This is a genomic window from Pseudomonas sp. Pseusp3 (genome assembly GCF_047304225.1).
In the GTDB taxonomy this organism is placed as follows: Bacteria; Pseudomonadota; Gammaproteobacteria; order Pseudomonadales; family Pseudomonadaceae; genus Aquipseudomonas; species Aquipseudomonas fluorescens_CD.
Genome location: NZ_JBGLYV010000081.1, coordinates 1 through 26,786, shown reverse-complemented (window position 1 = coordinate 26,786; position 26,786 = coordinate 1). Strand labels below are relative to the sequence as shown.

The 26,786-nt window shown below is 60.5% G+C and carries 31 protein-coding genes; 13 read left to right on the top strand and 18 right to left on the bottom strand.

Annotated elements, in window-relative coordinates; genetic code table 11:
- Positions 1 to 110: 110 nt before the first annotated feature.
- Entirely contained in the window at positions 111 to 1,250 is a 1,140-nt protein-coding gene (locus tag ACCD00_RS23050) for an AlgP family protein (RefSeq protein WP_413427695.1), read from the bottom strand.
- 192 nt (positions 1,251 to 1,442) lie between these two features.
- Between ACCD00_RS23050 and ACCD00_RS23045 the strand changes: the two genes are divergently transcribed.
- On the top strand, positions 1,443 to 2,108 hold the full coding sequence (locus ACCD00_RS23045) for an FKBP-type peptidyl-prolyl cis-trans isomerase (protein WP_413427694.1): 666 nt from the start codon (positions 1,443 to 1,445) through the stop codon (positions 2,106 to 2,108).
- Between the two features lie 59 nt (positions 2,109 to 2,167).
- Here ACCD00_RS23045 and rsd read toward each other — a convergent pair whose 3' ends face one another.
- The 7 genes from rsd to ACCD00_RS23010 form a co-directional block, all read right to left on the bottom strand.
- Positions 2,168 to 2,626 carry a sigma D regulator gene (rsd, locus tag ACCD00_RS23040; RefSeq protein ID WP_413427693.1) on the bottom strand — a complete coding sequence of 153 codons (459 nt, stop codon included), beginning with the start codon at positions 2,624 to 2,626 and terminating at the stop codon, positions 2,168 to 2,170.
- Positions 2,627 to 2,803: 177 nt separating this feature from the next.
- The gene (locus ACCD00_RS23035; protein ID WP_413427692.1) at positions 2,804 to 3,355 is read right to left on the bottom strand and encodes a disulfide bond formation protein B; all 552 of its coding nucleotides are present in this window, start codon (positions 3,353 to 3,355) and stop codon (positions 2,804 to 2,806) included.
- A gap of 262 nt (positions 3,356 to 3,617) precedes the next feature.
- Positions 3,618 to 4,856 carry a heme biosynthesis protein HemY gene (locus tag ACCD00_RS23030; protein ID WP_413427691.1) on the bottom strand — a complete coding sequence of 413 codons (1,239 nt, stop codon included), beginning with the start codon at positions 4,854 to 4,856 and terminating at the stop codon, positions 3,618 to 3,620.
- Positions 4,853 to 6,013: a uroporphyrinogen-III C-methyltransferase gene (locus tag ACCD00_RS23025; RefSeq protein WP_413427690.1), complete on the bottom strand. Its 1,161-nt coding sequence runs from the start codon at positions 6,011 to 6,013 to the stop codon at positions 4,853 to 4,855. Before ACCD00_RS23025 ends, ACCD00_RS23030 begins: the two co-directional genes overlap by 4 nt.
- A gap of 16 nt (positions 6,014 to 6,029) precedes the next feature.
- Positions 6,030 to 6,797 carry a uroporphyrinogen-III synthase gene (locus ACCD00_RS23020; protein ID WP_413427689.1) on the bottom strand — a complete coding sequence of 256 codons (768 nt, stop codon included), beginning with the start codon at positions 6,795 to 6,797 and terminating at the stop codon, positions 6,030 to 6,032.
- Complete coding sequence (gene hemC / locus ACCD00_RS23015; RefSeq protein ID WP_413427688.1) at positions 6,794 to 7,735, bottom strand: hydroxymethylbilane synthase; 942 nt, start codon at positions 7,733 to 7,735, stop codon at positions 6,794 to 6,796. The genes ACCD00_RS23020 and hemC overlap by 4 nt, the downstream gene beginning before the upstream one ends.
- Positions 7,736 to 7,873: 138 nt before the next feature.
- Positions 7,874 to 8,620: a LytR/AlgR family response regulator transcription factor gene (locus ACCD00_RS23010; protein ID WP_008015500.1), complete on the bottom strand. Its 747-nt coding sequence runs from the start codon at positions 8,618 to 8,620 to the stop codon at positions 7,874 to 7,876.
- A gap of 529 nt (positions 8,621 to 9,149) precedes the next feature.
- On the opposite strand from ACCD00_RS23010, the gene argH reads away from it, so the two are divergent.
- The gene (gene argH / locus ACCD00_RS23005; protein ID WP_413427687.1) at positions 9,150 to 10,544 is read left to right on the top strand and encodes an argininosuccinate lyase; all 1,395 of its coding nucleotides are present in this window, start codon (positions 9,150 to 9,152) and stop codon (positions 10,542 to 10,544) included.
- Positions 10,545 to 10,659: 115 nt separating this feature from the next.
- On the opposite strand, the gene ACCD00_RS23000 is transcribed toward argH, so the two are convergent.
- Positions 10,660 to 11,319, bottom strand: coding sequence for a glutathione S-transferase family protein (locus tag ACCD00_RS23000; protein WP_413427686.1), 660 nt, complete (start codon positions 11,317 to 11,319; stop codon positions 10,660 to 10,662).
- Positions 11,320 to 11,443: 124 nt separating this feature from the next.
- Here ACCD00_RS23000 and ACCD00_RS22995 point away from each other — a divergent pair, with 124 nt between their 5' ends.
- The 3 genes from ACCD00_RS22995 to ACCD00_RS22985 all read left to right on the top strand — a co-directional run bounded on the left by ACCD00_RS22995 (position 11,444) and on the right by ACCD00_RS22985 (position 15,234).
- Complete coding sequence (locus ACCD00_RS22995) at positions 11,444 to 11,740, top strand: hypothetical protein (RefSeq protein WP_008015502.1); 297 nt, start codon at positions 11,444 to 11,446, stop codon at positions 11,738 to 11,740.
- 211 nt (positions 11,741 to 11,951) lie between these two features.
- Entirely contained in the window at positions 11,952 to 12,197 is a 246-nt protein-coding gene (locus tag ACCD00_RS22990; protein ID WP_057398707.1) for a TIGR02647 family protein, read from the top strand.
- A 193-nt stretch (positions 12,198 to 12,390) separates the two neighbouring features.
- Entirely contained in the window at positions 12,391 to 15,234 is a 2,844-nt protein-coding gene (locus ACCD00_RS22985; protein WP_413427685.1) for a class I adenylate cyclase, read from the top strand.
- A gap of 7 nt (positions 15,235 to 15,241) precedes the next feature.
- Here the strand turns inward: ACCD00_RS22985 and rnk are convergent, their stop codons facing one another.
- From rnk to cyaY, 3 genes are all read right to left on the bottom strand, one after another.
- Complete coding sequence (gene rnk, locus ACCD00_RS22980) at positions 15,242 to 15,652, bottom strand: nucleoside diphosphate kinase regulator (protein ID WP_274073692.1); 411 nt, start codon at positions 15,650 to 15,652, stop codon at positions 15,242 to 15,244.
- A 127-nt stretch (positions 15,653 to 15,779) separates the two neighbouring features.
- Positions 15,780 to 16,004 carry a DUF1289 domain-containing protein gene (locus ACCD00_RS22975; RefSeq protein WP_413427684.1) on the bottom strand — a complete coding sequence of 75 codons (225 nt, stop codon included), beginning with the start codon at positions 16,002 to 16,004 and terminating at the stop codon, positions 15,780 to 15,782.
- A 4-nt stretch (positions 16,005 to 16,008) separates the two neighbouring features.
- Positions 16,009 to 16,341 carry an iron donor protein CyaY gene (gene cyaY, locus ACCD00_RS22970; RefSeq protein ID WP_413427683.1) on the bottom strand — a complete coding sequence of 111 codons (333 nt, stop codon included), beginning with the start codon at positions 16,339 to 16,341 and terminating at the stop codon, positions 16,009 to 16,011.
- Positions 16,342 to 16,637: 296 nt separating this feature from the next.
- Between cyaY and lptM the strand changes: the two genes are divergently transcribed.
- The 6 genes from lptM to ACCD00_RS22940 are packed head-to-tail and all read left to right on the top strand — an operon-like array spanning position 16,638 to position 21,248.
- Complete coding sequence (gene lptM, locus ACCD00_RS22965; protein ID WP_007980804.1) at positions 16,638 to 16,814, top strand: LPS translocon maturation chaperone LptM; 177 nt, start codon at positions 16,638 to 16,640, stop codon at positions 16,812 to 16,814.
- Positions 16,815 to 16,823: 9 nt separating this feature from the next.
- Positions 16,824 to 18,071, top strand: a complete 1,248-nt coding sequence (gene lysA, locus ACCD00_RS22960; protein WP_413427682.1) for a diaminopimelate decarboxylase — start codon at positions 16,824 to 16,826, stop codon at positions 18,069 to 18,071.
- A 4-nt stretch (positions 18,072 to 18,075) separates the two neighbouring features.
- The gene (gene dapF / locus ACCD00_RS22955) at positions 18,076 to 18,906 is read left to right on the top strand and encodes a diaminopimelate epimerase (protein ID WP_413427681.1); all 831 of its coding nucleotides are present in this window, start codon (positions 18,076 to 18,078) and stop codon (positions 18,904 to 18,906) included.
- A 13-nt stretch (positions 18,907 to 18,919) separates the two neighbouring features.
- Positions 18,920 to 19,645, top strand: a complete 726-nt coding sequence (locus ACCD00_RS22950; protein ID WP_085716236.1) for a DUF484 family protein — start codon at positions 18,920 to 18,922, stop codon at positions 19,643 to 19,645.
- 2 nt (positions 19,646 to 19,647) lie between these two features.
- Positions 19,648 to 20,547 carry a tyrosine recombinase XerC gene (gene xerC / locus ACCD00_RS22945; RefSeq protein ID WP_008015515.1) on the top strand — a complete coding sequence of 300 codons (900 nt, stop codon included), beginning with the start codon at positions 19,648 to 19,650 and terminating at the stop codon, positions 20,545 to 20,547.
- Positions 20,544 to 21,248 carry an HAD family hydrolase gene (locus tag ACCD00_RS22940; RefSeq protein ID WP_413427680.1) on the top strand — a complete coding sequence of 235 codons (705 nt, stop codon included), beginning with the start codon at positions 20,544 to 20,546 and terminating at the stop codon, positions 21,246 to 21,248. The genes xerC and ACCD00_RS22940 overlap by 4 nt, the downstream gene beginning before the upstream one ends.
- Before the next feature lie 199 nt (positions 21,249 to 21,447).
- Here ACCD00_RS22940 and sutA read toward each other — a convergent pair whose 3' ends face one another.
- From sutA to glnK, 4 genes are all read right to left on the bottom strand, one after another.
- The gene (gene sutA / locus ACCD00_RS22935) at positions 21,448 to 21,771 is read right to left on the bottom strand and encodes a transcriptional regulator SutA (RefSeq protein WP_007980816.1); all 324 of its coding nucleotides are present in this window, start codon (positions 21,769 to 21,771) and stop codon (positions 21,448 to 21,450) included.
- A gap of 101 nt (positions 21,772 to 21,872) precedes the next feature.
- The gene (locus ACCD00_RS22930; RefSeq protein WP_008015517.1) at positions 21,873 to 22,298 is read right to left on the bottom strand and encodes a secondary thiamine-phosphate synthase enzyme YjbQ; all 426 of its coding nucleotides are present in this window, start codon (positions 22,296 to 22,298) and stop codon (positions 21,873 to 21,875) included.
- 214 nt (positions 22,299 to 22,512) lie between these two features.
- Positions 22,513 to 23,850, bottom strand: a complete 1,338-nt coding sequence (locus ACCD00_RS22925; protein WP_413427679.1) for an ammonium transporter — start codon at positions 23,848 to 23,850, stop codon at positions 22,513 to 22,515.
- 35 nt (positions 23,851 to 23,885) lie between these two features.
- Positions 23,886 to 24,224, bottom strand: a complete 339-nt coding sequence (glnK, locus tag ACCD00_RS22920; protein ID WP_002555808.1) for a P-II family nitrogen regulator — start codon at positions 24,222 to 24,224, stop codon at positions 23,886 to 23,888.
- 419 nt (positions 24,225 to 24,643) lie between these two features.
- On the opposite strand from glnK, the gene ACCD00_RS22915 reads away from it, so the two are divergent.
- Positions 24,644 to 24,904 (top strand): accessory factor UbiK family protein, encoded by a 261-nt coding sequence (locus ACCD00_RS22915; RefSeq protein WP_102669366.1) that lies wholly within the window; start codon positions 24,644 to 24,646, stop codon positions 24,902 to 24,904.
- 418 nt (positions 24,905 to 25,322) lie between these two features.
- On the top strand, positions 25,323 to 25,844 hold the full coding sequence (locus tag ACCD00_RS22910; protein ID WP_413427678.1) for a Bro-N domain-containing protein: 522 nt from the start codon (positions 25,323 to 25,325) through the stop codon (positions 25,842 to 25,844).
- Between the two features lie 55 nt (positions 25,845 to 25,899).
- Here ACCD00_RS22910 and ACCD00_RS22905 read toward each other — a convergent pair whose 3' ends face one another.
- Both ACCD00_RS22905 and ACCD00_RS22900 read right to left on the bottom strand, forming a co-directional pair.
- Positions 25,900 to 26,205 (bottom strand): HigA family addiction module antitoxin, encoded by a 306-nt coding sequence (locus ACCD00_RS22905; protein WP_102669368.1) that lies wholly within the window; start codon positions 26,203 to 26,205, stop codon positions 25,900 to 25,902.
- A gap of 8 nt (positions 26,206 to 26,213) precedes the next feature.
- Complete coding sequence (locus ACCD00_RS22900) at positions 26,214 to 26,492, bottom strand: type II toxin-antitoxin system RelE/ParE family toxin (RefSeq protein ID WP_413427677.1); 279 nt, start codon at positions 26,490 to 26,492, stop codon at positions 26,214 to 26,216.
- Between the last annotated feature and the right edge of the window lie 294 nt (positions 26,493 to 26,786).

The window sequence follows — 26,786 nt, the reverse complement described above, 5'->3', positions numbered from 1 at the left end:
CCCAATGGGCCCCACCCCTATCTACCCCCCGGGCGGTAGGGGGTCCCGGGGGCGCCCCCCCCCCTCCCCCGCCCCCCGCGCAACCCCCGGGGCGCCCCGGTAACCGGCACTTAGGAAGCGCTGGTTGGGGTGGTTACAGCGCTCGACGTTGCGGCAGGCGTAGGTGCTGGCGCGACTGTCGAGGTAGTTGCTGCCGGAGCAGGTGCTGCTGGCGCAGCCGGTACGACTGGCTTGGCAACCGGTGCGGTGGCTGGCTTGGCGGCAACCGGCTTTTTCACTGCAGGTTTGGCTGCTGGTTTTGCAGCGGGTTTTGCAGTGGCCGGTTTCGCGGCAGCTGGTTTTGCAGTGGCTGGCTTGGCGGCAGCGGCAGGTTTCGCTGCTGCCGGTTTTGCGGCTGGTTTTGCAGCTGGCTTGGCAGTCGCTTTTACAGCAGGTTTTGCCGCTGGCTTGGCTGCTGGTTTTGCCGCTGGTTTGGCAGCGACAGGTTTGGCAGCCGGCTTGGCAGCAGGTTTCGCCGCGGCGGTCCGGGTGGCTGGTTTAGCGGCCGGTTTTGCTGCTGGTTTTGCTGCTGGTTTTGCAGCCGGTTTAGCGGCGGCGGTTTTCGCTGCTGGTTTGGCAGCGACAGCTTTTGCAGCGGCAGGTCGAGCAGCGGCTGGCTTGGCAGCCGTGGTTTTAGCTGCAGGTTTCGCGGCGCTGGCAGCAGCCGGTTTTCTCGCAGCCGGTTTGGCGGCGGCAGTTTTCGCTGCTGGTTTGGCAGCTGCCGGTTTTGCAGCAGCAGGCTTGGCCGGTGCTTTTGCGGCAGCCGGTCTGGCGGCGGCTTTCTTCGCAGGTGCCGCAGCAGGCTTGGCTGCGCGCAGGGACAACGCCTTGCCGACAGCCTCTTGTACACGACCGACGCCCTGGGCCAGTTTCAGGCTTTCCTGAGCATCGCGCTTGAGTTGCAGAATGTAGCCGCGGGTTTCCGATTGACGATCTTTGAGGGCATCGAGCAGCTTCTCAAGATCGGCCACTGCGTCCTTGGCCTTGGCTTGCGCCTTGGCTTTTCCGGCCGCCGCAGCGTCCTGCAATTTGGTGCGGGACTTGTGCAGTTTTTCTTGCGCTTTTCCGCGCTGCTTTTCCAGTTTGGCGAGCAGTTTTTCAGCATCAGCCAAGGCTTCGGAACAAGCGGTTTCCAGGTGCTCGAGCAGGCTGCTCGAGAGTTGTTGGAGCAGGTGCAATGGAGTGTTTACTGGCTTCTTGGTGGCCGACATGGTTTACCTCCTGGCTGAAGTGAGTGCGGCTCATACTAGACCTCTGCTGCAACCGCCGCTAGGGCATGTTGACACTATCGAAAGCGTTGCGTTGCAAAGGACCGAAAAACTTCTGCGTCGAAGCAAAAGCAGTTCACCGTTGCGCGCATTCTCGCTGGCATAATCGCCCGCAATTCAGGTCGGAGAGTGCCCATGTCGCGCTACCTTTTTTTATCGCTGTGCGTGTTTTTTTCGGCGGCCCAGGCCGCCGCAACAACACAGGAAAATGAAGCCCACGATCTTGCTTACAGCCTGGGCGCGAGCCTTGGCGAACGCTTGCGCCAGGAGGCACCCGACCTGCAACTCCAGGCACTGGTCGAAGGATTGCAGCAGGCCTATCAGGGCAAGCCGCTGGCGCTGAAGGACGAGCAGATCCAGCAGATATTGACCGAGCATGAAGCCCGGATTGCCATGCAGTCAGCCGAGCCGCAAAGCGAAATGGCACTGGAAAAAGAACAGCGCTTTCTCGCCGCCGAGAAAGCCAGACCCGACGTGCGAGAACTGGCTGATGGCGTGTTGCTGACCGAGTTGACGCCGGGCACTGGCGCCAAGGCCGGACCGAACGGCAAGGTGCAGGTGCTGTACATCGGTCGCTTGCCCGACGGCACGGTGTTCGATCAGAACAGTCAGCCACAGTGGTTCAGTCTCGACAGCGTGATCGCCGGATGGCGCAGCGCATTGCAAAACATGCCGGTCGGGGCGAAATGGCGACTGGTGATTCCATCGGCCCAGGCCTATGGTGCCGACGGTGCCGGCGACGTGATCGCGCCGTTCACTCCACTGGTGTTCGAAGTCGAACTGCGCGGTGCTACCGGCTGACGACACAAACGAAAACGGCGTGCCTTGGCACGCCGTTTCGGGATCTTGCAGGAAGCGCTTCAGGCCTGAACCGAATCGGTTTCCTTGTGGGCTGTGTGCAGCACTTCGATCAGGCAGTCCTCCAGCTCAAAGCGTTCGTGCAACAGGCCGCCGAGTGTCTTGAACTCTTCGGCGACACACTTTCCTGCATCGCACAGGTCATTGAACGCGAGCAGCTTTTCGGTGATGACGTCGATCCGCGGGTAGATCGTCTCGGCGAGCTCCAGGCCACGCTTGTCGTTGAAGGCCTTGGCCTCCCCCGTCAGTTGCTCGTAGATCTCAAAGTGCCCGGCCGATACATAATCGACCAGCACGCCGCAGAATTCCTGCAAGGGTTTACGATCCTCACCGAGCGCCTCAGGTTTTGCGCCAAGCTTGTCGTAGGCATCGATCAGCTCTTTGCGCTCCTGCAACCAGCGATCAATAAGCAGGTGCACTCCACCCCAGCGTTCCTGAGCATTCTGACAACTTTCGAGCATGGTGATCTCTCTTCCCTTGTGGGTCAGCTGCTCTATGCCCGTTCGCCTCTTGTTACGTCAGTGGGCGGTCAGGCAGAGCGTCATCGAGCAACATAATTCCAATGACACGTGCGGGCCAGATTATGCCCGCGCGACACCAGCTTCAAGGTACGCACGAGATAAAGTTCATACAAGTGTTTAATCGCCCGCAAAGGCCCGGTGCGACGACTCGCCGCTGAGTGGTCGCTGATAGCTGATCCAGACCAGTCGCAACGACTGGTAAACGGCCAGAATCAACATAGCGACGAAGAACAGCAGGCTCCACTCTGTGAGACTCAGATCAAACAGTGTCCAGGAAATTTCCACACAATCGGCAGCGCCCTTGAACATTTGCTGTACGACGGATAGCCAGGGCGAACTGACCAACAGATCTGTCAGATGGGTCGAGCACGCCGTTGCCTGTTCCGCCGGTAGGCTTTGCAGCAGGACCTGTCGCCACGCCGTGACAGTGCCGGCCAGGCTGCAACCAAGACCGAGCAGCCAATACAGAACGTTTCCGATGCGACCGGGGCCATGGACCGAAGCCATCAGGCAGACACCGGTAAAGAGCGCCAGACAAAACCGTTGCACAAGACACAAGCCGCAAGGCCGCAGGCCCACTGCATATTCCAGGTAGTAGGAAACGCCCATTGCCAGGGCACCCGCAACGAAAGCCATGAAAAACAAGGAGCGTGAGCAGGCCAAAGACATGGCTTTTCCGTAAAAGTAGTGACAGACCATTACGGTAGAGGAAAGCGCGAAGGCCTTTCAAGGCAAGTGCCCACGGAGACTTCAGCACAGGTGTAGGGAAATCCCGACGCAGGCGAGAGGATAAGATGTAGTCCCCTGTAGGACTTTGCCTGCGACGAAATCTGGCAACTGAATTTCAACCGATCATCTACTGCGGCGAGGAAGATTTCTGCCTCGCCGCAGGTCATCGCTCAGACGCCGGAGCCTGGCGCCAGCGTATGGGTCAAGCGCGGGCCGGCACCGGCAGAGGGGCCGCAAGCAAGCGCTCATCCAACAACCCCAGGCCTTCCTGAAACAGCTGGTTGCTGCGCTCGGTATCGCCCATTTGCGCCAACAACCTCGCCAGTTCCGCACAGGCTTCCGGATTGCGTTGTACACGCAGGCTGCTTTCCAGATAGTCCCGGGCCTTGCCCCACAAACTGTTTTGCAGGCATAGACGGCCCAGCGTCAACAGCAGACCAGGATCGGCCGGATGCTCCTTGAGCCAACCTTCGGCAGCCTGCAACTGACGGGCCGGATCTTTGCCGCGAACCAGCCCGTAGAGCCGTGCCAGGTGACTGTCGTAGCTGCGCTTGAGAGCAGTGCGCAGCACTTCTTCGGCTTCGACCTGAGCCCCCAACTGACGCAGTTGTTCGGCATACGCGAGCACCAGTTGCGGCTCCTGACGCTGTGCCGAGGTCAGTTGTTGCCAGGCACGTTCGAGCGATTGCTGCCCCACCGTCCCGTCTTCTTCCCGTTGCGCCGCCAGGGACAGGTTCGCCCCCCAGGCCCGGCGCTCCAGTTCGGCAAGCTCGGCCGCCGGCAGGATTTTGTCCTTGCGCAGCTCCGGCAGCAGGCGAATCATTGTCGACCAGTCACCACGCTGCTGAAGCAGGCGTTGCAACTGACGCAGGGTCTGTGCGTTATGAGGGTGGCGTTCACGCATGGCTTGCAGGGTGGCGAGGGCGCCTTCGGTATCACCGCGGTCGGTCTGCAACTGGGCGTGGCTCAAAGCGATCGCCAACTCGGCCTGAGGCTGACGCTCCAGGGCACGCTCCAGCAAGTTGTCGCTTTCTTCGTAATTGCCTTGTTCGTTTGCGGCACGGGCCGCACCGAGGTAGTAAAGCAGCGGTTGGCGCTCGGCTTCGGCAGCCCGATGCAAGTGACGCTGCGCGCTGGCCCAGCGCCCCTCGGCCAGGTCGAGTTGACCGTGCTCGATCGCCACCTGCACCCGACGGCTACGGTTACGTCGCGACCACGGATTGACCACGCCACTGGAAGCCATCAGCAGTTCGACCAGCGACTTGATGCCCCAGATCACCAGCCAGAGCACAGCCACCAGCGCCAAAGTAGCCCACAGGCTCGACTCATAGCGGAAGGTCTTGTAGGCAATCAGCACGTAGCCGGAATGTTCTGCAATCGCCAGCCCCAGCGCAGCGGCAGCGGCGATCACGAGGAACACGATCACATAGAGGCGTTTCATGGCATGGCCTCCGGCGCGGTGTTCGCGGCAGGCTTGGCCAGTGGCTTGACCGAATCTTCGGCGTTGACGTTGCGCCGCTCCAGATACCCCTGCACCGCGCTCAGGGTGCCGGTCATATCCGGCGTGACAACGGTGACGGGCTGCTCGCTCAACTCGGCCACCTGCTCAAGCATGACTTTGCTTTGCGCGTTGTCCGGGTTGAAGTTGCCTTTGAGAATGTCCCGCGCTTCGTCCAGCACTTGGGAGTAAACCGCCGCCTGACCATTGAGCGCGGCCCACTGTGCTTGCTCCAGCGCCAGGCTCAGGGCCAGGCGCACCTGACTCAGGCTCTGGCCGGCCAGCAATGGGCGAACGTTTTTATCGGCATTGAAATCGATACGGATGTAGCGCGAAATCTGATCCCACCATTGCGCCCAGCGACTGGCACCGTCGCCATCGGCAGTCAGGCCCAGCAACGAATCGCCACGGTCCTTGTACTCCGGCGCCAGCTCGGTAAGGCTGGCCACTTGATCGCGCAACGCGCCCAGACGCAGAAACAGCCCGGTACGATCCGGTTGCCCGGTACTGCGCAGGGCAACCAGGGTCTTGGCCACCTGCTCGCGAGCGGCAAAGGCGCCTGGGTCGTTCTGCTCGCGCAGTATCTCGTCGGCACCCTGGACCAGTGCCTGGGCGCTGCTGATGTCCTGCAAGGCGGACAGTCGCAGGCTGGCAAGACGCAGCAAATGCTCGGCTTCGGCCAGGCGCCAGTCCTTGCGACTGGCACCGAGTATGGTTTCCAGACGCTGGTTCAAACGCTGCTGATCACCTTGCAGCTGGATCACCAGGCGACTGCGCGCTTCCAGCTCATCGGCGGCAGGCAATTGCGCCAGGCGTGCGCTCAAGCGTTCCTCATTGAGCTTGAGGTTCTGCGCCTGGTCATTCAACGCTTGAACCTGGCTCAGTTGCTGCTGGTTATTGGCCTGCAGGTGACGCACCTGCCAGACACCCCAACCGCCAACCGCAACACCGGCCGCGCCCAGCAGCAGCGCGACGATAGCCAGACCATTGCCTCGACGCTGCACGGCAGCAGGTGGCGGCGGCATTTCATCAACAGGAGCATCAACAGGTGTATCAAGCACCGGTCGCGAGTCATCTTTCGGCAAGGCTGTTTCGCTCACGTATCCATCCTTTGCATTAGAAAACGGGCACGGGATGCTCCCGTAACGCCGTCAGCAAGGCCGCGGCACTGGCACCGCGACAATCCACAACTGTTTTGGCCCCGGCGGCATACGCCAGCTCGGCAACCCTGGGGCTTGGTACAAACAACGGCAACCGCGCCAATTGCGGCCAGGCATCGCCGGCCAACTGATGCAGGTGCTCAAAACCTTGTCCACTGCTGACCACCAGCCCGTTCAGGCGTTCCGCCTGGATCCGTTCCGGCAGCGCTTTCGGCGGGTAAACCGGCAATGCCCGGCGGTACAACTCCAGGTACTCGACACTAGCACCAAGCTCACGCAAACGCTCAGCCAGCAACTCGCGCCCACCCTCCCCGCGCAGGATCAGCGCTCGCGCATCGGGTTGTGCGATAGCCTCGCGCAGTCGGGAAAGTTCGAGCAAGGCTTCACTGTCATCGCCTTCTGCCGGGAAGCTCACGTCCAATCCGTGATCCTCGAGGATCTGCGCAGTCGCCGCACCGACGCTGAACCACTTCACAGCGGGCGGCGTTGGCCAGAACCGCTCAAGCAGCTCGACACCGATCCGGGCGGCCGGCTTGCTGACCACGATGACGGCGCAGAACTGATCCAGCGCCTGAATCACCTGGTGCATTGTGTCAGTGGTCGCAACCGGCACGATGTCCAAAAGCGGCAGACTGTTACTGAATATCCCCTGCTCGGCCAAAAAACTGCTCAGCGCCGCCGACTCATCGGCGGGACGCGTCAGCAGCAAGCGCCAGCCGGTCACTCGTGACCAGCCTCGCCATAGACCGCTTTGAGAATCTCGTCGGCGCCCTGGCTCAAAAGGTCTTCGGCCACTTGCACACCAAGAGCCTCGGCATCGCCACGCGGCGCACGAGCCTGGGCACTGAGCAGCCGGCCACCACTCGGATCACCGACCAGCCCACGTAACCAGACCTGTTCACCTTCCAGCACGGCGTAACAGGCAATCGGCACCTGGCAACCGCCATTGAGGTGCTTGTTGAGGGCACGTTCGGCGGTCACGCGAGTGGCGGTGTCCTGGTGATGCAGGGGTGCCAGCAGCGCATGAATTTCGCTGTCGGCGCTGCGGCATTCGATCCCCACCGCACCCTGGCCACCGGCTGGAAGACTGTCGTCGACACTGATGGCCGATGTGATGCGATCCTCAAAACCCAGACGGATCAGGCCGGCCGCGGCGAGGATGATGGCGTCGTATTCGCCGGCATCGAGCTTGGCCAGGCGGGTGTTGACGTTGCCGCGCAGGAAGCGGATTTCCAGGTCCGGACGACGGGTCAGCAATTGAGCCTGGCGGCGCAGGCTGGAGGTGCCGACGATGCTGCCCTGGGGCAACTCATCCAGGTTGGTGTAGGTGTTGGAAACGAAGGCATCGCGCGGGTCTTCCCGTTCGCAAATGCAGAACAGGCCGAGGCCTTCGGGGAAGTCCATCGGCACGTCCTTCATGGAGTGCACGGCGATGTCGGCTTCATTTTCCAACAGCGCGGTTTCGAGTTCCTTGACGAACAGGCCCTTGCCGCCGATTTTCGACAGCGGTGAGTCGAGCAGCTTGTCGCCACGACTGACCATCGGGACGAGGGTCACCAGCAAGCCCGGATGAGCCGCCTCAAGGCGGGCTTTGACGTATTCGGCCTGCCACAGGGCGAGTGCGCTTTTGCGGGTGGCGATGCGGATCTGGCGAGAGGACATGGATCAATCCGTACTGAATAGATACGGCAGATAATAACAGCTCAGCCAAATCCACTTTGACTTGTATCAGATACTACTCGGCCTCCCTGGCCCCGGATGTCCGGCAATCGGGTGTGAAATTCACCTGCGGACAGCTGATTAAAGCTGCTGCATCATCTTGCGCACACCAGCCACATGGCGCCGGCTGACGATCAGCGCATCACCGTTGAGGCCTTTGAGGAACAGCTGAAAATGCCCCAGGGGTGTGCGTTGCAATCGCTCGATACGCTCGCGGGCGACCAGTGCATTGCGATGGATACGCACGAAACGGTCACCGAATTCGTCCTCGAGGGCCTTGAGCGGCTCATCGAGCAGCACCTCACCGCCCTCGTGGCGCAAGGTCACGTATTTGTGGTCGGCAATGAAGTACACCACCTGATCCAGCGGAATCAGCTCGATCCCTTTACGGGTTCGGGCGCTGATATGGCTGCGCGGGCCGTTGCCGCTTTCGGCAGCAGGGCGGGTCAGGGCGGCGAGCTGGGCACGGCTGGGGCGCTCGGCTCTCTTTAATGCGTCATGTAACTGTTCAGTTCTCACAGGTTTCACCAGATAGCCTACGGCGCTGGCCTGTAAGGCTTCCACGGCAAATTCATCGGGCCCGGCGCAGAACACCACGGCGGGCGGAGTTTCGCGTTCGCATAACCGCGCAGCCACTTGCAGGCCATCGAGGCCGGGCATGCGGATATCAAGCAGCACGATATCCGGCTTGTGGCTGTCGATCAGTGCCAACGCCTCTTCGCCATTCGTGGCACTAGGCTCCAGGACACTGTATCCCTCGAGTTCGCCAACCATTCGGCTCAGGCGCTCGCGGGCCAAGGGTTCGTCATCAACGATCAGGACATTCATATTGCGCTGGATTCCTGCGTGAGTCTCGCACAAGGATAGCGTAGACAGGTGAAGTGACGTCTGTCACCGCGATCCACGCTAAGACTAGCCCGAGCGTCAAAAAGTGCCGCTGGTCGGGCGGCTAAATTTTCATCTGCCAGGCAACTGGCGGCCCAGGCCCGCATTGGCGACACATCGCCACAGGGTTTGCTGATACGCAATATGAACACCCCACTCTTTTTTATGGTCAGCGGCTGCACCGAGAAGTGCGCTGATCCTATTGTCCAACTGTAGACGGTTGCCGGGACGATACAGCTCAATTGAAAAATATCGTTGCGCTAATGCAGGAGCGAGCTTGCTCGCGATGGGCGTTAACGAAAACGCGGGTATCCTGGATACACGCGTCGCGCTCAGGATCATCGCGAGCCTGCTCGCTCCTACAGGTCCAGTGAAAACGTGTCGACCAGTGTCAGCGACAGGATTGGCAACCCTGTTATTATCCGCGCCAGCGTTCCACGCCTTCTTTCATCAAGCCGATACGAGCGAATTCATGAGCACTGACAAGACCAATCAGTCCTGGGGCGGCCGCTTCAGTGAACCCGTCGACGCCTTCGTCGCCCGCTTCACCGCCTCCGTCACCTTCGACCAGCGCCTGTATCGCCACGACATCATGGGCTCGATCGCCCACGCCACCATGCTGGCCAAGGTCGGCGTGCTGACCGATGCCGAGCGCGACAGCATCATCGATGGCCTGAAGACCATCCAGGGTGAAATCGAGGCCGGCCAGTTCGACTGGCGCATCGACCTCGAAGACGTCCACATGAACATCGAGGCGCGACTGACCGACCGCATCGGCGTGACCGGTAAAAAGCTGCACACCGGCCGCAGTCGTAACGACCAGGTCGCCACCGACATCCGTCTTTGGCTGCGTGACGAGATCGACCTGATCCTGGCCGAAATCACCCGCCTGCAAAAAGGCCTGCTGGAGCAGGCCGAGCGTGAAGCCGCCAGCATCATGCCGGGGTTCACCCACCTGCAGACTGCACAGCCGGTGACGTTCGGGCACCACATGCTGGCCTGGTTCGAAATGCTCAGCCGCGACTACGAACGCCTGGTCGACTGCCGCAAACGTACCAACCGCATGCCGCTGGGCAGCGCGGCACTGGCTGGCACCACCTACCCGATCGATCGTGAATACACCGCACAATTGCTGGGTTTCGACGCGGTTGGCGGCAATTCGCTGGATAATGTTTCCGATCGCGATTTCGCCATCGAGTTCTGCTCGGCCGCCAGCATCGCGATGATGCACCTTTCGCGCTTCTCCGAAGAGCTGGTGCTGTGGACCAGCGCGCAGTTCCAGTTCATCGATCTGCCCGACCGTTTCTGCACCGGCAGCTCGATCATGCCGCAAAAGAAAAACCCGGACGTGCCGGAGCTCGTGCGCGGCAAGACCGGTCGCGTGTTCGGCGCACTGATGGGCCTGCTGACCCTGATGAAAGGCCAGCCTCTGGCCTACAACAAGGACAACCAGGAAGACAAGGAACCGCTATTCGACGCCGCCGACACCCTGCGCGATTCGCTGCGGGCCTTCGCCGACATGGTTCCGGCGATCAAGCCCAAGCACGCGATGATGCGCGAAGCGGCCCTGCGCGGCTTCTCTACCGCTACCGACCTGGCCGACTACCTGGTGCGTCGCGGCCTGCCATTCCGCGATTGCCACGAAATTGTGGGGCATGCCGTGAAGTACGGCGTGGACAGCGGCAAGGACCTGGCGGAAATGAGCCTGGAAGAGCTGCGCAAGTTCAGCGACCAGATCGATCAGGACGTGTTCGCCGTGCTGACCCTCGAAGGCTCGGTCAATGCCCGTAACCACATCGGCGGTACTGCGCCGGCACAGGTGAAAGCTGCTGTAGCGCGCGGTCAGACGCTGCTCGCCAGCCGCTAAAAGCTTCGTCGGCTCGCTGCCCGGAGCAAGCCCGTCCCCACAGGTTTGATGTGCAAACACAATCCAGTGTGGGAGCGGGCCTGCCCGCGATGACTGACTTCAAAACGCCACAGAACTACTTTTTGGCAGCAATCATCGCCATGAACGCCGGCATCGCCGCTTCCCGATCAGCCGCCACACGCTGCACATTCGGATTACCCCCCAAAAACTCCAGCAACGCCTTGGCCTTCGGCATCTCGGCCAATAGATCGATGCCAAACAACTTCTTGGCGACCCCACACGCCAGCGGCACACTGAACAGGAAATACAGATCCGCCACGCTCAAACTGTCGCCAGCCACGTAAGGGCTGAATTTGCCATGCCGGCCCAGCGCTGCCATCCCCAGCAACAGTTCGGCCCTGGTTTTTTCCTTGATCGCTTCCGGCACGCTCGTGCCGAAAAACGCTTCGGCGAAGCAGGCTCGCCCCGGCAATTCGATGTACAGCTCGATTTCCCTGGCCAGTGCCAGCACCTGAGCGCGCTGGAACGGATCGCTCGGCAGCAGTGGTTTGCCTTTCTGAGTTTGCTCGATGTATTCGAGGATCACGCTGGTTTCATTGATGAAGCCCTGTTCAACACCCAACACCGGTACCTTGCCGCGTGGACTGATGGCCAGCGCTTCAGGTGTCTGGCCAGCGTAAAACGGCACCTCTTCGAAGGGCAGTCCTTTTTCCAGCAGCGCCAGTTTGACCATGTTGTAGTAGTTACTGACGGAGAATCCATAAAGCTTGATCATCACAAAGCCTCCAGGCCATGCGGGGTGGGCAGTGCCTGTTTATAGAACGCTGCCGGGATTCTTGCCAGCAGCATCACGCGGCTGAATGCGGGTAAACTGGCCACCTTTCCCTGAGGAGCCTGCCATGAGCGAGCCGACCCCCGATACCAACCAAGACGACATCGACGAAGAAGAGTTCGCCGAGAACACGCTGATCGAAGCCATTGAGAATCAAATCGAAAGCGACAACCCGCCAGCCGCCAAGGCGACGTTCAACAAGCTGACGCTGGTGGGTTACGAGCGGGAAGAGATCCTCAACTTGATGGCCCACGTTCTGGCGGTAGAAATCGACGCGATCCTCGAAGAAGACCGCGCGTTCAACACCGAATGGTACGAAGCTGCACTGCGCGCGTTGCCCGAATTGCCACCGGAAAAGCAATAAGCCCACGCCCCCCCTGTAGGAGCGAGCTTGCTCGCGAAAAACCCGAGAGCGCCACGGGACATCTGGTTTTACGCGTCATCGTTGACGACCATCGCGAGCAGGCTCGCTCCTACAGAAGCGAAAAAACCCTGCCGCAAGCACTGGACATGCCGCACAAGCGGGTTCACCTTAGGGGCGCTGTCGCCCAATTCCTAGAAAGTCTGGAGTCCCTATGTCGCTTACCCCTGAGTTGGTTGCCGAACTGGAAATCCTCGCACTCTTCAACCTGGACAGTTCCCAGGAAGGTTTGAAAATTCATCAGACCGCTGCCCCGAAAGCCATTGCCGCTGCCAAACGCCTGTTTGAAAAAGATCTGATCGACCAGCCTGATGGCGGCTATCTCACCAGCCTGGGTCGTGACGCCGCGCAAAGTGTGCAAACCGTGCTCACCATTCTGAGAGCCGAAGAAACAGCCTGAATTCCCCCGCATCGCCCACGGAAACCCCTGCTGAAGGATTTCCGCGGGCGCATTTTGTTGCCCGCTGTCGCGACGCGATAGAAGTCTGACGCCAGAAATACAAAATCAGCTTAAAAGTCCCGTGGCCGAGGCGCTAAACTGCCCCTCACCTGAGACTCCCACGTCCGAGCCCTGCGAGCCGGTTTGAGCTGACATGACCCGCACCCATGAAATCCGCCCTGATCTGGACGAGGGAATCGACCGCAAGGTTCTCAGTCAGCTGCGCGCACGCTTTCTGAAACTCAACGAAGGACGCATGGCTCGTGCCATGGAAGGGTTGTCGACCCGCCAGCAAGGGGTCCTGACCTTGCTGCCGCTGTTTTTCCACGTCAATCATCCGCTGCTGCCCGGCTACGTTTCCGGCAGTACGCCGGCCGGGCTGTCGAATTTCGAGCCGGATGCCAATGTCCTCGCTGAAGCCCAGCGCCTGACCCGCTCGTTTTCCTACAAGCCGCGCCACGGCAGCAACCCGCCCCGGCCGATTCACGGACTGTTCCTGATGGGCAGCCTCGGCACCCTGGCACAAGCCGACCAGAGCGACATGGATGTGTGGGTCTGCCATGGGCCGGACCTGACCGAGAGTGAACTCGCCGAACTGCGCAAAAAGTGCCAGCTGCTGGAAGCCTGGGCCGCCAGCCAGGGCGCCGAAGCGCACTTTTTCCTGGTCGACCCGAGCCGTTTCGTCCGCGGCGAGCGCGATACCCAGCTCAGTTCGGAGGATTGCGGCACCACCCAGCACTACCTGTTGCTGGACGAGTTTTACCGCACCGCGATCTGGCTGGCCGGGCGTACACCGATCTGGTGGCTGGTGCCGGTCTATGAAGAGTCGAGCTACGACCGCTACACCTATACCCTGATTTCCAAACGCTTTATCCGCGCCGATGAAACCCTCGACCTCGGCAACCTGGCCTTCATCCCGCCCGGCGAATTCATCGGTGCCGGGCTCTGGCAGTTGTTCAAGGGCATCGAGTCGCCGTACAAGTCGGTGCTCAAGCTGTTGCTGACCGAGGTTTACGCCAGCGAACACCCCAGGGTCCATTGCCTGAGCCTGCGCTTCAAGCAAGCGGTGTTCGCCAACCGCCTCGACCTCGACGAGCTGGATCCGTACGTCGTGGTGTACCGGCGCATCGAAGAATACCTGCTCGCCCGCAACGAACCGGAACGGCTGGAACTGGTGCGTCGTGCGCTGTACCTGAAGGTCAATCGCAAGCTGACCGGCAGCAGCCGCACCCAGAGCTGGCAACGTTCATTGCTTGAGCGCCTCGCCCGCGAATGGCACTGGGACCAGCGGCAACTGGCTCTGCTCGACAGCCGCAGTCAGTGGAAAGTCCGCCAGGTCAGCGCCGAGCGACGGGCGCTGGTCAACGAGCTGAACTACAGCTATCGCTTCCTCACCCAGTTTGCCCGTCACGAACAGACGGTCAGTCGCATCAACAAGCGCGACCTGAGCGTCCTCGGACGCCGACTGCATGCCGCTTTCGAGCGCAAGGCCGGCAAAGTCGAGTTCATCAACCCCGGCATCGCCCCGGACCTGGCCGAAGACACCCTGACGCTGGTGCACGCAGCGAACAAGAAAGAACCGGGACAAAGCCTGTGGGGTTTGTACAACGGCAGCCTGACGGCGCTGGAATGGGAACATTTCGCACCGATCAAGCGCAGCCGTCACTTGCTGGAACTGCTGACCTGGTGCCACCGCAATGGCGTGATCGACAGCAGCACCCGCCTGGCCTTGCATCCCGGCACCAGCGACTTGAGCGAATTCGAACTGTTCAACCTGCTCGGTAGCCTGCAACAGACCATCGCCCTGCCCTTGCCCACCGTCGCCGAAGAACCTCTGTTGCGTGCCAGCGTACCGAGTGAAGTGCTGATTCTGGTCAACGTCGGCATCGATCCGCTCAAGCACCATCGCGACCTGAATATCCTGATGACCACCGAGCGCACCGACTCCCTGAGCTACGCTGGCGTCCGGGAAAATCTGGTCCTGACCCTGGACCAGGTCACGCTCAATAGCTGGAACGAAGTGCTGGTCGGCCGCTACGACGGCCCCCACGCCCTGCTCGACTGCATCCGCGACTACCTCAACAACCTGCCGGCCGGGCCGCAGCAGCCGAAGTTGCGGGTGCGTTGCTTCTGCCATAACCGTGCGCAGTTCATCGCCCAACGGGTGGAAGAAATTCTCGATACCGCGCAGAACCTGCTGCTGAGCCGGCTCAATCATCGCTACCTGATCCAGGTCCAGCAGCACTACCACGTTCTGGAGTTGGTGCCGGGCCAGGTCCAACACATCGCGCTGACCACTCTGCCGGCGCTGATCGATTACCTGGGCGAAGAAATGGTGAGCTACAGCCCGCTTCACCTGGACCCAAAGGCACTGGAAGAGCACGACCTTGCGCTGTTCCTGCCCACGGGCCAGCCGGACTGCATTCAAGTGTTCTACCGGGTCAACGAAGATCAGGCTGATGTGTACGTACTCGATGAGTTCAATGCCCTGTGGCAGCAACGCCTGCCCTGGCACGACGAGCAAAGCCTGCTGGTACCGCTGCAGCGCTTCCTGCAATCGATCCAGTACCGTCGCGATGCCTTGTTGCCGATGGACGCCGCCCACCCGCTGAACCTCGACACCCTGTATTGCCAGTTGCTGCCGTCAGGCCCTGGCCGCGCGCGCCGCATTGAAACCCGGCCGATACCACAGACGCCGATGAACAAACCGTTCTATGACGTGCAGGCGATCGTCGGCAAAGCCGCACCGGGTCAGGTGCAGGTGACGTTGTATTGCAATCAACGGGAGTTTTCCGAACTGGAGCATGGCGACCAGCTGTTCAGCGTGGTCGCCCGGGAAATCGTCGGGCAGCGCCAGGAAACCGAACGCTACCGCTGCTACATCACCGACCTCGACCTGTCAGGCCTGCTCGGCGAAGGGCAGAGTTCCACCCATCTGTACCTGCGTTACAAGGCTGACCTGGAGCGCGCATTGAACGAGGCGCTCGGGCAGGTCTGAGGGGATGTCACTCCGGGAACGCGCCGCCATTGGCAGGCTGCGACTCGACTTCCAGCAAGGTCAGTTTCAGGGTCTTGCCGCCCGGAGCCGGCCAGTCGATGTGCTGGCCAACCTTCAGGCCGAGCAGCGCGCTGCCCACCGGCGCCAGGATCGAGATCTTGCCTTCGTCGGCATTCGCATCCTTGGGGTACACCAGGGTCAGGTGGTAGTCCTTGCCACTGCCTTCTTCGCGGCAATGCACACGGGAGTTCATGGTCACGACATCCGCCGGCACTTCATCGTGACCGACCAGGGTATCGGCGCGGTCCAGTTCTGTCTGCAGCGCGATAACACCCGGCAGCGTCTCGTCCAGGCTGTCGATCAGACGCTCCAGACGCTGTACGTCCAGACGGGTAAGGGTGATGGAAGGTGCGGTCATGATCTGGGCAGACTCCTTTCTTCTGCACGAAAAAAAGCAAAACCCCGCCAGAAAAAGGCGGGGTTTTCACAAGCCTCGATGGGTTGAGGCATATCTGGACACTATCACAGCTCAAAAAATATACAAGTCATGGCCCGGAGCCCTGTTTGCGCTGCGAGGCCTGCGCACAAATCACCCGCCGGCGCTCGTCATCGGCCGAGCGCCATTCGCGGATATCTTCGACATGGCGGAAGCAGCCCAGGCAGACTTTCTGCTCGTCCAGCCGACACACACCGCTGCACGGCGACGGCACCGCCGGGCTGACATTGCTGTAGAGCGGCTTGGGCGCACGGACAGGCGCAGGCTGGGTCACGATCTCACAGGCCTTCGAAATCGAGATCGACGTCAGCCTGTTGCTTGACGATACGCTCGAGCATTTCACCCAACTGCTCTTCGCTCTTGTCGCACATCCAACGCTCGCTCTCTTCGTCGTAGTCGAAGTGGAAACCACCGGATACCGCCGCCAGCCACAGCTGGCGCAGTGGTTCCTGACGACTGAAGATCAACTGAGTGCCGTTTTCGAACTTGACGGTCAGCACACCGGCCGAGCTCTCCAGATCGATATCCAGGTCGCTCTCGTCAAAGATGTCCTCCAGGGATTGCTGGGTGGCATCGACCAGGTCATGGAAACGCGCTTCGGACAAACTCATTACGGCAACCTCAAAAAGTGTCTGATCAGGCTCAAGCGCCGCAAGATACGACCGAGCTCCGTCGATTGCAAAGGATAACGACCTGTGGGAGCGGGCTTGCTCGCGAATACGGACTGACATTCAACATTGATGTCGACTGACACGACACCTTCGCGAGCAAGCCCGCTCCCACACGGATTGCATGATACCGACCGGCATCGGGCCAAGGCCCGCCGGACGGGCGGTCCGTTGCATAGGCAAGCCGCCGGGTGGCCGGTATACTCCGGCGCAATTAATGCATTTTCAAGGATTTCGCCATGAAGCGCCTGATCTCTTCCCTTGCTGCGCTCCTCGCGGTCGCCTGCCTTGTGTCGGCCTGCGGTCAAAAAGGCCCGCTCTACCTGCCTGACGAAGACCAGGACCCTGTCGAACAGGCCAAGTCGTCGCAACAGCAGCCTGCCTCCAAAGCACACAAGCACGACGTCTACCAATAAGGGAACCTCATGGACGCTTTTAACTACCGTGACGGTGAACTGTTCGCGGAAGGTGTTGCCCTGTCTGCCATCGCCGAGCGCTTTGGTACACCCACCTACGTTTACTCCCGTGCGCACATCGAAGCCCAATACCTGGCTTACGCCGATGCGCTGGTCGGCACGCCGCACCTGGTGTGCTATGCGGTCAAGGCCAACTCCAACCTGGGTGTCCTGAATGTCCTGGCGCGTCTGGGCGCCGGTTTCGACATCGTCTCCCGTGGTGAGCTGGAGCGTGTACTGGCCGCTGGTGGCAGCGCCGACAAGATCGTGTTCTCCGGCGTCGGCAAGACTCGTGGCGACATGCGTCGCGCCCTGGAAGTCGGCGTGCACTGCTTCAACGTCGAATCCACCGACGAGCTGGAACGCCTGCAGGTGGTCGCCGCCGAACTGGGCGTTCGCGCGCCGATTTCGCTGCGCGTCAACCCGGACGTCGATGCTGGCACCCACCCGTACATTTCCACCGGTCTCAAAGAGAACAAGTTCGGCATCGCCATCGCCGACGCCGAAGACGTGTACGTGCGTGCCGCGCAGCTGCCGAACCTGGAAGTGGTCGGCGTCGATTGCCACATCGGCTCGCAACTGACCACCCTGCCGCCGTTCATCGACGCCCTCGACCGCCTGCTGGGCCTGGTCGACCGCCTCGGCGATTGCGGCATCTACCTGCGCCACATCGATCTCGGTGGCGGCCTGGGTGTGCGTTATCGCGACGAAGAGCCGCCATTGGCCGCCGACTACATCAAGGCCGTGCGTGAACGCCTCGACGGTCGTGACCTGGCGCTGGTGTTCGAGCCGGGCCGCTTCATCGTGGCCAATGCCGGCGTGCTGCTGACTCAGGTCGAGTACCTCAAGCACACCGAGCACAAAGACTTCGCCATCGTCGATGCAGCCATGAACGACCTGATCCGCCCGGCGCTGTACCAGGCCTGGATGGACGTCACAGCCGTGCGCCCACGCACTACCGCTGCCCGCGCCTACGACATCGTCGGCCCGATCTGCGAGACCGGCGACTTCCTGGCCAAGGATCGTCAGCTGGCCCTGGAAGAAGGCGACCTGCTGGCCGTGCATTCGGCCGGTGCCTACGGGTTTGTCATGAGCTCCAACTACAACACCCGCGGTCGTACCGCTGAAGTGCTGGTGGACGGTGATCAGGCATTCGAAGTGCGTCGCCGTGAGACGGTAGCCGAGTTGTTTGCTGGCGAAAGCCTGCTGCCGGAGTAAAACCATGCTGCTGCGTTTTACCAAGATGCACGGCCTGGGCAACGACTTCATGGTCCTCGACCTGGTCAGCCAGCACGCGCACATTCTGCCCAAGCATGCCAAGCAATGGGGCGACCGGCACACCGGCATCGGTTTCGACCAGTTGCTGATCGTCGAGGCGCCGAGCAACCCGGACGTGGACTTCCGCTATCGGATCTTCAACTCCGACGGTTCCGAAGTGGAACAATGCGGCAACGGTGCGCGCTGCTTCGCCCGTTTTGTGCTCGACAAGCGCCTGACCGCAAAACGTGTGATTCGCGTCGAAACCAAAAGCGGCATCATTGAGCTGGACGTGCGTAACGACGGCCAGATCAGCGTCAACATGGGAGCCCCGCGCCTGGTGCCAGCGGATATTCCGTTCCAGGCGCCGGAGCAGGCCAAGAGTTATCAGGTCGACGTCGACGGCACCCCGGTCGATCTGGCTGCCGTGTCCATGGGCAATCCCCATGCGGTGGTACGGGTCACCGACATCAACAACGCACCGGTGCATGAACTGGGCCCGAAAATCGAACATCACCCGCGCTTCCCGGCACGGGTCAATGTCGGCTTTCTCCAGGTCATCGACCGGAGCCGCGCGCAGTTGCGCGTCTGGGAACGCGGTGCCGGGGAAACCCAGGCTTGCGGAACCGGCGCCTGTGCTGCCGCAGTGGCTGCGATCAGCCAGGGGTGGATGGATTCGCCGCTATTGATCGACCTGCCTGGCGGGCGCCTGTCCATCGAATGGGCAGGCCCTGGCCAACCGGTGATGATGACCGGCCCGGCAGTGCGCGTATATGAAGGACAAGTGCGTCTTTGAGTGAGCGAAACCCATGACCGACAAGCCCCAGGTACCCGCACGACAAGCTGACGAATCACCGTCCGAAAGCCTGGAGGCGGCGGCTGTAGCCGCGTACCTGGAGGCTCATCCGGACTTCTTCGTCGAGCACGAAGAACTGCTCCCGTCCCTGCGCATCCCCCATCGGCGCGGCGATACCGTGTCGCTGGTGGAGCGTCAGATGACCATCCTGCGCGACCGCAACATCGAACTACGTCATCGCCTCTCGCACCTGATGGACGTGGCCCGCGACAACGATCGTCTCTTCGACAAGACCCGTCGACTGATCCTGGCGCTGATGGATGCCGCCAGCCTGGAAGACGTGGTGATGTGCGTCGAAGACAGCCTGCGCCAGGAATTCCAGGTGCCCTTCGTCAGCCTCATCCTGCTTGGTGACAACGCCATGCCGGTCGGCCGCTGGGCCACTCACGCCGAAGCACAAGTGGCCATCGGCGGCTTGCTCTCGGAAGAAAAAAGCGTCAGCGGCAGCCTGCGCGAACATGAGCTGGACTTCCTGTTCGGCGAAGAACAACGCAAGCAGATCGGCTCCACCGCGGTCGTTGCCATCAGCCACCAGGGCATCCACGGCATCCTGGCCATCGCCAGCCGCGATCCGCAGCACTACAAAAGTTCGGTGGGCACCCTGTTCCTGAGCTACATCGCTGAAGTCATGGGTCGCGTGCTGCCACGGGTCAACAACTCCCTGCGCTCGGTACGCTGAACATGGAACGGCAACTGGACGCTTACTGCGAACACCTGCGCAGTGAGCGGCAGGTGTCGCCGCACACGCTGTCGGCCTATCGCCGCGACCTCGATAAAGTGCTGGGCTGGTGCGTCAAACAGAACATCGGCAGCTGGGCAGCGCTGGACATCCAGCGCCTGCGCAGCCTGATTGCCCGCCTGCACGCCCAGGGTCAATCATCGCGCAGCCTGGCGCGATTGCTGTCGGCCGTTCGCGGGCTTTATCACTACCTGAACCGCGAAGGCCTGTGCGACCACGATCCGGCCAATGGCCTGGCACCGCCCAAAGGCGAACGCCGCCTGCCGAAAACCCTCGACACCGACCGCGCCCTGCAACTGCTTGAAGGCGGGGTTGAAGATGACTTTCTGGCGCGTCGGGACCAAGCGATCCTGGAGTTGTTCTACTCCTCCGGGCTGCGGCTTTCGGAGCTGACGGGGCTCAATCTCGATCAACTCGACCTGGCAGACGGCATGGTCCAGGTGCTCGGCAAAGGCAGCAAGACCCGCCTGCTGCCGGTAGGCAAAAAGGCCCGCGAGGCACTGGAACAGTGGCTGCCCCTGCGAGCCATGGCCAACCCGGCGGACGATGCGGTGTTTGTCAGCCAGCAAGGCCGGCGCCTCGGTCCACGGGCGATCCAGGTGCGGGTCAAGGCGGCCGGCGAGCGCGAACTGGGGCAAAACCTGCACCCGCACATGCTGCGGCACTCCTTCGCCAGCCACTTGCTGGAGTCCTCCCAGGACCTGCGCGCGGTGCAGGAGCTGCTCGGCCACTCGGACATCAAGACCACGCAGATCTACACCCACCTGGACTTCCAGCATCTGGCAGCGGTATACGACAGCGCCCACCCACGGGCCAAACGCATGAAAGGCGACGATTCATGAGTATTCAGTTGATCACCTTCGACCTCGACGACACCCTGTGGGACACCGCCCCGGTCATCGTCAGCGCCGAAGCCGTTTTGCGTGAATGGCTGACCGAGCACGCACCCAACCTGGGGGCAGTGCCGGTGGAGCATCTTTGGGCTATTCGCGAGCGAGTATTGAGCAACGAGCCAAGCCTCAAGCACCGCATCAGCGCGCTGCGTCGGCGGGTGCTGTTCCATGCGCTGGAAGAGTCCGGTTACGGGCATGACGAGGCGTCGGACCTGGCGGACAAGAGTTTTGAGGTGTTTCTGCACGCTCGCCATCAGATCGATGTGTTTCCGGAGGTTGAACCGACCCTGGAAATCCTCGCCAACCATTACGCCCTCGGCGTAGTCACCAACGGCAATGCCGATGTGCGTCGGCTGGGGCTGGCGGACTACTTCAAGTTTGCGTTGTGCGCCGAAGACATCGGCATCGCCAAACCCGATGCGCGACTGTTTCATGAGGCCTTGCAACGCGGTGGTGCAACCGCTGAAACCGCGGTGCACATCGGCGATCATCCAGGTGATGACATTGCCGGGGCGCAGCAAGCGGGATTGCGTGCGATCTGGTTCAACCCCTCGGGCAAGACCTGGGAAGCCGAACGCCTGCCGGATGCCGAGATTCGCAGCCTGACCGAGTTGCCATCGTTGTTGGCGCGGTGGAACACCCAACGCTGATCCTGAGATCCTGCACATACCCTGTGGGAGCGGGCTTGCTCGCGAAAGCGGTGCGCCAATCGACATCCATGCTGACTGATACGACCCCTTCGCGAGCAAGCCCGCTCCCACATGGGGTTGTGTCGAACTCAAGAGTTTTGTTTCAGGCATGAAAAAGCCCGCAGCGACGGCGGGCTTTTTCAGCAAGCGGGTAGCAGGCTCAGATAGGCCGGCTGCCATACTTGTTGTCAGGCTTCTTGGGAGGATCTGCGACCACATTGGCCTCCACTTCCTGCACCTTGCCACCACGGGCCAGGAACTCTTCCATGGCCTTGGCCAGGGCGTCGCGTTCCTTGTTCTTGGCTTCGACACTCGGCAGCTCATCGACCGATACCGCTGCCTTGGCCTTGCCTTTGGCGGTCGGAACCGGCGCATCACCACCGTCGTCTTCAGCGACGTCTTCCGCCGCTGCTTCCAGACCTTCTTCGGTTTCGTCGTCGTCGCCTACTTCGAGGTCGTCGTTTTCCAGATCATCGTCGCTCATGTTCTACCTCATGACTTGCGAAAAGCAGATTAGTTATAGCCCAGCTTTGCCCTCTGTCGAAGGCTGCCGGAAAAAAATCAATAGCCGCCGCTGACCAGCGGTTATGCCTCTTCACCGTGCACGGTGGCGAGGACTTTACGGGCACCGCCATGATCACGGTGCTCGCCCAGGTAAACGCCTTGCCAGGTCCCCAACGCCAGCCGGCCTGCCGAAATCGGCAAACTGAGCTGACAGCCAAGTACACTGGCCTTGAAGTGCGCCGGGAGGTCGTCCAGGCCTTCGTCGTTGTGCTCATAGCCGTCTGTTCCTTGTGGGATCAGACGATTGAAAAACCGTTCGAAGTCGCGACGTACCGCCGGATCGGCGTTCTCGTTGATGGTCAACGACGCCGAGGTATGCTGCAGCCACAAATGCAACAGACCGACCCGACACGCCTTGAGTTCAGGCAGGCCGGCGAGTAACTCGTCCGTTACCAGATGAAAGCCCCGGGGCCTCGCCCGCAAGGTAATCAGAGTCTGTTGCCACATACAGTTCTCCGCACGTTCGGGGCGCATTCTAGCGCGCTCTGGGAAAAAACAAAGGCCCTAATATTCCTTCATTCCTGTAAGACTTCGGCTGCACAAAAACACCCGACGCAAACATCGCAAAACCTGTAGGAAAAAACCTTTCAGCGCGCTCTTCAATGACAAATTTCAGACAAAAAAATGCCCGGCAAGCCGGGCAAGTTTTTTACACGCGTACTTACAAGTTGTAGCCGCGTTCGTTGTGAAGCGCCAGATCGATGCCGACCGCTTCTTCTTCTTCGTTGATGCGCAGGCCCATGACCGCATCCAGCACCTTGAGGATGATGAATGTGGCGATCGCGGTGTAGATCACCGTGAAGCCCACGCCTTTGCACTGAATCCACACTTGAGCGGCGATATCGGTCACGGTGCCGAAGCCACCCAGGGACGGTGCGGCGAACACACCGGTCAGGATTGCGCCGAGGATACCGCCGATACCGTGCACGCCGAAGGCGTCCAGGGAGTCGTCATAGCCGAGCTTGCGCTTCAGGGTGGTGGCGCAGAAGAAGCACACCACGCCTGCCGCCAGACCGATTACCAGCGCGCCCATCGGGCCAACGGTGCCGGCAGCCGGGGTGATTGCCACCAGACCGGCAACCACGCCCGAAGCGATACCCAGTGCGCTAGGTTTGCCGTGGGTGATCCACTCGGCAAACATCCAGCCCAGTGCCGCAGCGGCGGTAGCGATTTGCGTCACCAGCATGGCCATACCGGCGGTGCCGTTGGCCGCAGCGGCGGAGCCGGCGTTGAAACCGAACCAGCCGACCCACAGCATGGCCGCGCCAATCAAGGTGTAACCGAGGTTGTGCGGCGCCATCGGCGTAGTCGGGAAGCCTTTGCGCTTGCCCAGCACCAGGCAGGCAACCAGACCGGCCACACCGGCGTTGATGTGCACCACGGTGCCGCCGGCGAAGTCCAGAACGCCCCAGTCCCACAACAGGCCGCCGTTACCGGACCAGACCATGTGCGCAATCGGCGCGTAAACCAGGGTGAACCACACGCCCATGAACACCAGCATTGCGGAGAACTTCATCCGCTCGGCGAAGGCGCCGACGATCAACGCCGGGGTGATGATGGCGAAAGTCATCTGGAAGGTGACGAACACCGCCTCAGGAAACAGCGCCGCAGGCCCGGTCAGGCTGGCTGGCGTGATGCCGGCGAGGAATGCCTTGCCCATGCCGCCGATGAACGAGTTGAAGTTGACGACGCCCTGCTCCATGCCCGTCGTGTCGAACGCAATGCTGTAGCCATAAATGACCCACAGGACACTGATCAGACCGGTAATGGCGAAGCACTGCATCATCACGGAAAGAATGTTTTTCGACCGAACCATGCCGCCGTAGAACAGCGCAAGGCCGGGAATGGTCATGAACAGCACCAGGGCTGTAGAGGTCATCATCCAGGCGGTGTCGCCGGAGTTGAGGACCGGGGCCGCCACTTCGTCTGCCGCCAAAGCAAGGCTGGGCATTACGATGGACAACAGGGCTCCTAGCCCTGCGAATTTACGCAGAGTCATATTGTTTTCTCCTGGGGCGTTGGGTTTGTGGCGGCTTAAATTGCGTCGGTATCGGTTTCGCCGGTACGGATGCGAATCGCCTGTTCCAGATTGACCACGAAGATCTTGCCGTCACCGATCTTGCCGGTGTTGGCAGCCTTGGTGATGGCCTCGATTACCCGGTCCAGATCCTTGTCGTCGATGGCGACGTCGATCTTCACCTTGGGCAGGAAATCGACCACGTATTCCGCGCCGCGATACAGCTCGGTGTGACCCTTCTGCCGACCAAAGCCTTTGACTTCAGTGACGGTAATGCCCTGCACGCCGATCTCGGACAGCGACTCGCGTACGTCGTCCAGCTTGAACGGCTTGATGATGGCAGTGACTAGCTTCATGAAAACTCTCTCCCGAATTGGTGGACTTGCCCCAGGAAAACAAACCCGTCTCAAGTCTAAGCGCAGTGCCTGGCTTTGTAACGCATCGTCGGCCTTACCTGCCCGTCCGACGCCAGCTAACCGCTCCTCGCGAAACACTCCCCGCGTTCCGTTTGGCGCACTGCATTCGTCACAGCGACTGCATCAGTGCATGGGTCACCAGCATCTAAGCAGAAAGCTTGCCATCTCCACAAAACTGACTGTTTTCAAGCCATTACCGGCGGATGGTGGATACTTCGCGACAACACCCGGCACGTTACGCACAACAACGGTGCAACGCCGTCTGTCCCAATGCGCGAAAAGCGTGCACCCCTTGCCCGCGCAAATGACTATAGACACTGCGTGATACACTGCCCGTCATTGTTTCCAGGACATTGACCATGCTCGCGCCAAAAGACTTCCTCGACGCCCTGACCGGCACCGCCTCCCGCCTCTTCAGCGGTGACACGCCTCTGCCGAAAGCTGAAATCGAAAGCCAGTTCAAGATGTTGCTGCAAAGCGCCTTCAGCAAACTGGACCTGGTGAGTCGCGAAGAATTCGACAGTCAGATGGTCGTACTCGCACGCACCCGCGCCCGCCTCGAAAGCCTCGAAGCGAAAGTCGCCGAGCTGGAAGCGAAACTGAACCCACCAGCCGAATAACACCACGGCCCCTGTGGGAGCGGGCTTGCCCGCGAATGAAGGTCGGCACGACCTTCAGCTTCACTTGTAGGAGCTGCCGCAGGCTGCGATCTTTAGATCCCAAGCCCCGCAAAAATCCCGGCAACGTCCTACAAAAATCACACCGCCGTCCGATTGTGTCGTCGAGTATCCAATCTCTAAGCTCATCCCCAGCTGAATGTTCAGCACTGGGTTTGGCGACCTGGAAAATCCCGACACACCGCGACCACATTCGAACGAGGGAATTATCCCAATCTCGAGTTATGGCGGCTGTGCGCGGGAGACCTTCGGGTCTGCCGGTTTCGGGATGCACCGGTTCGCCAACCCGCGTATAGCTGCCACCCTTTTTGTTTGGCGACGATCAGAGGCAGTTTTCTTCATTTGATCCCGAGAACTGCGCATGGACGAAAACTATCTAATCCCCCACGTCTTCACCCGCCACAAACTCCACCTCCACGCCCTGCTCCTGCAAAACCAACCCTGGTTCTGCGCCCGGGACTTGGGCCGCCTACTACGCATCTACCTCAACGACCGCCAACTCCGAAAACTCGATCCCGACCAATACCAAATCGCCAAAACCCTCATCCACGGCAACATCGAAAACACCCTGCTGATCAGCGAATCCGGCGTCTACGCATTACTGGTCTACCACTACTGCCCCCAATACCGAGCCTTGCGTGAATGGCTCACCCACGAAGTCGTCCCCGCCCTGCGAGACGCCCACCACCCCAGCACAACCGAACGTCCACAACTGAGCCTGCTCAACTGGCCGGAAATGTCGTTGAGTTTGTTGCACTGGAATAATCAGCCGTGGATACGGTTGCAGGATGTGCCGCAGCTGTTGCCAAGCGGCGAGCAGCCACAAAATGCGGTAAATCAGCCTTGGTGGAAAAGAGCTTCAAGGATGCTCCAGACATTCTGAAGAGCAAAAAAACCCCACGTGCTTGGCGTGGGGTTCAATCAATCTGAAGAAACAATCAGGCGCAGTGCGCAAGCCGCTCAACCTGATCCCGGATCGCTGCGCCTCGTTCTATTTCAGCTTTGCGCAAATCATAAGTCGATTGCAGATTCAGCCAAAACTCCGGGGTCGTATCCAGACAGATGGATAGCCTTAGCGCCATATCAGCACTGACCCCCCGACGCTGGAGCACAATATCGTTCACCGTAGGTGTCGACACGTTCAACGCTCTGGCCAGAGCGGTGGCCGTCAGGCTCAGAGGTTCCAGGTACTCCTCTTTGAGGATCTCGCCAGGATGTACCGGGCGCATACCATTCTTAGTCATTACTCACCTCAGTGATAATCGACGATTTCGACATTCTCTGGTCCGTTAAGACCCCAAGCAAAGCAAATTCGCCATTGAGCGTTGATGCGAATGCTGTGCTGACCTTTTCGATTACCTTCCAGCGCCTCCAGTCGATTGCCCGGTGGTGATCGAAGGTCCATCAATACGGCAGCCCCATCCAGCATCGTCAGCTTTCGTTCCACAACACCCAGAATGGCTGACCACATACGGGTCTTACCGTTGCGAAACAGGTACTCGGTTTCAGAACACTTAAAGCTAACGATCATAATTTAAAGCTTAACGTTATGCATTAAACTTGAGTGTATTAGCTGAGTTCACAAATGCAAACGCACCATTCTGAGTATTGGCCTCCCTTTCAAAGCTTTAGGAATCGGACTACCTGCGCCCTTCAGAAAGCCTTCGAAATCCAGTCCCGTCCTACAAAAACAAGCGGCAATTCTCATTGTATTAAAAGCCTGAAGAACCGGAACCAATCCTGCAAAAAACGCCTGAATAGTGTTTTTTTGGCGCCTCACAACTTCCCTGTTTCATACCCGCAACATCCAGCGAAAGTTTGCCCC

Coding starts and splice junctions, on each gene's coding strand:
- ACCD00_RS23050 (WP_413427695.1), bottom strand. CDS start 1,250: ATGTCGGCCACCAAGAAGCCAGTAAACACTCCATTGCACCTGCTCCAA.
- ACCD00_RS23045 (WP_413427694.1), top strand. CDS start 1,443: ATGTCGCGCTACCTTTTTTTATCGCTGTGCGTGTTTTTTTCGGCGGCC.
- rsd (WP_413427693.1), bottom strand. CDS start 2,626: ATGCTCGAAAGTTGTCAGAATGCTCAGGAACGCTGGGGTGGAGTGCAC.
- ACCD00_RS23035 (WP_413427692.1), bottom strand. CDS start 3,355: ATGTCTTTGGCCTGCTCACGCTCCTTGTTTTTCATGGCTTTCGTTGCG.
- ACCD00_RS23030 (WP_413427691.1), bottom strand. CDS start 4,856: ATGAAACGCCTCTATGTGATCGTGTTCCTCGTGATCGCCGCTGCCGCT.
- hemC (WP_413427688.1), bottom strand. CDS start 7,735: ATGTCCTCTCGCCAGATCCGCATCGCCACCCGCAAAAGCGCACTCGCC.
- ACCD00_RS23010 (WP_008015500.1), bottom strand. CDS start 8,620: ATGAATGTCCTGATCGTTGATGACGAACCCTTGGCCCGCGAGCGCCTG.
- argH (WP_413427687.1), top strand. CDS start 9,150: ATGAGCACTGACAAGACCAATCAGTCCTGGGGCGGCCGCTTCAGTGAA.
- ACCD00_RS23000 (WP_413427686.1), bottom strand. CDS start 11,319: ATGATCAAGCTTTATGGATTCTCCGTCAGTAACTACTACAACATGGTC.
- ACCD00_RS22995 (WP_008015502.1), top strand. CDS start 11,444: ATGAGCGAGCCGACCCCCGATACCAACCAAGACGACATCGACGAAGAA.
- ACCD00_RS22990 (WP_057398707.1), top strand. CDS start 11,952: ATGTCGCTTACCCCTGAGTTGGTTGCCGAACTGGAAATCCTCGCACTC.
- ACCD00_RS22985 (WP_413427685.1), top strand. CDS start 12,391: ATGACCCGCACCCATGAAATCCGCCCTGATCTGGACGAGGGAATCGAC.
- rnk (WP_274073692.1), bottom strand. CDS start 15,652: ATGACCGCACCTTCCATCACCCTTACCCGTCTGGACGTACAGCGTCTG.
- cyaY (WP_413427683.1), bottom strand. CDS start 16,341: ATGAGTTTGTCCGAAGCGCGTTTCCATGACCTGGTCGATGCCACCCAG.
- lptM (WP_007980804.1), top strand. CDS start 16,638: ATGAAGCGCCTGATCTCTTCCCTTGCTGCGCTCCTCGCGGTCGCCTGC.
- lysA (WP_413427682.1), top strand. CDS start 16,824: ATGGACGCTTTTAACTACCGTGACGGTGAACTGTTCGCGGAAGGTGTT.
- dapF (WP_413427681.1), top strand. CDS start 18,076: ATGCTGCTGCGTTTTACCAAGATGCACGGCCTGGGCAACGACTTCATG.
- ACCD00_RS22950 (WP_085716236.1), top strand. CDS start 18,920: ATGACCGACAAGCCCCAGGTACCCGCACGACAAGCTGACGAATCACCG.
- xerC (WP_008015515.1), top strand. CDS start 19,648: ATGGAACGGCAACTGGACGCTTACTGCGAACACCTGCGCAGTGAGCGG.
- ACCD00_RS22940 (WP_413427680.1), top strand. CDS start 20,544: ATGAGTATTCAGTTGATCACCTTCGACCTCGACGACACCCTGTGGGAC.
- sutA (WP_007980816.1), bottom strand. CDS start 21,771: ATGAGCGACGATGATCTGGAAAACGACGACCTCGAAGTAGGCGACGAC.
- ACCD00_RS22930 (WP_008015517.1), bottom strand. CDS start 22,298: ATGTGGCAACAGACTCTGATTACCTTGCGGGCGAGGCCCCGGGGCTTT.
- ACCD00_RS22925 (WP_413427679.1), bottom strand. CDS start 23,850: ATGACTCTGCGTAAATTCGCAGGGCTAGGAGCCCTGTTGTCCATCGTA.
- glnK (WP_002555808.1), bottom strand. CDS start 24,224: ATGAAGCTAGTCACTGCCATCATCAAGCCGTTCAAGCTGGACGACGTA.
- ACCD00_RS22915 (WP_102669366.1), top strand. CDS start 24,644: ATGCTCGCGCCAAAAGACTTCCTCGACGCCCTGACCGGCACCGCCTCC.
- ACCD00_RS22910 (WP_413427678.1), top strand. CDS start 25,323: ATGGACGAAAACTATCTAATCCCCCACGTCTTCACCCGCCACAAACTC.
- ACCD00_RS22905 (WP_102669368.1), bottom strand. CDS start 26,205: ATGACTAAGAATGGTATGCGCCCGGTACATCCTGGCGAGATCCTCAAA.
- ACCD00_RS22900 (WP_413427677.1), bottom strand. CDS start 26,492: ATGATCGTTAGCTTTAAGTGTTCTGAAACCGAGTACCTGTTTCGCAAC.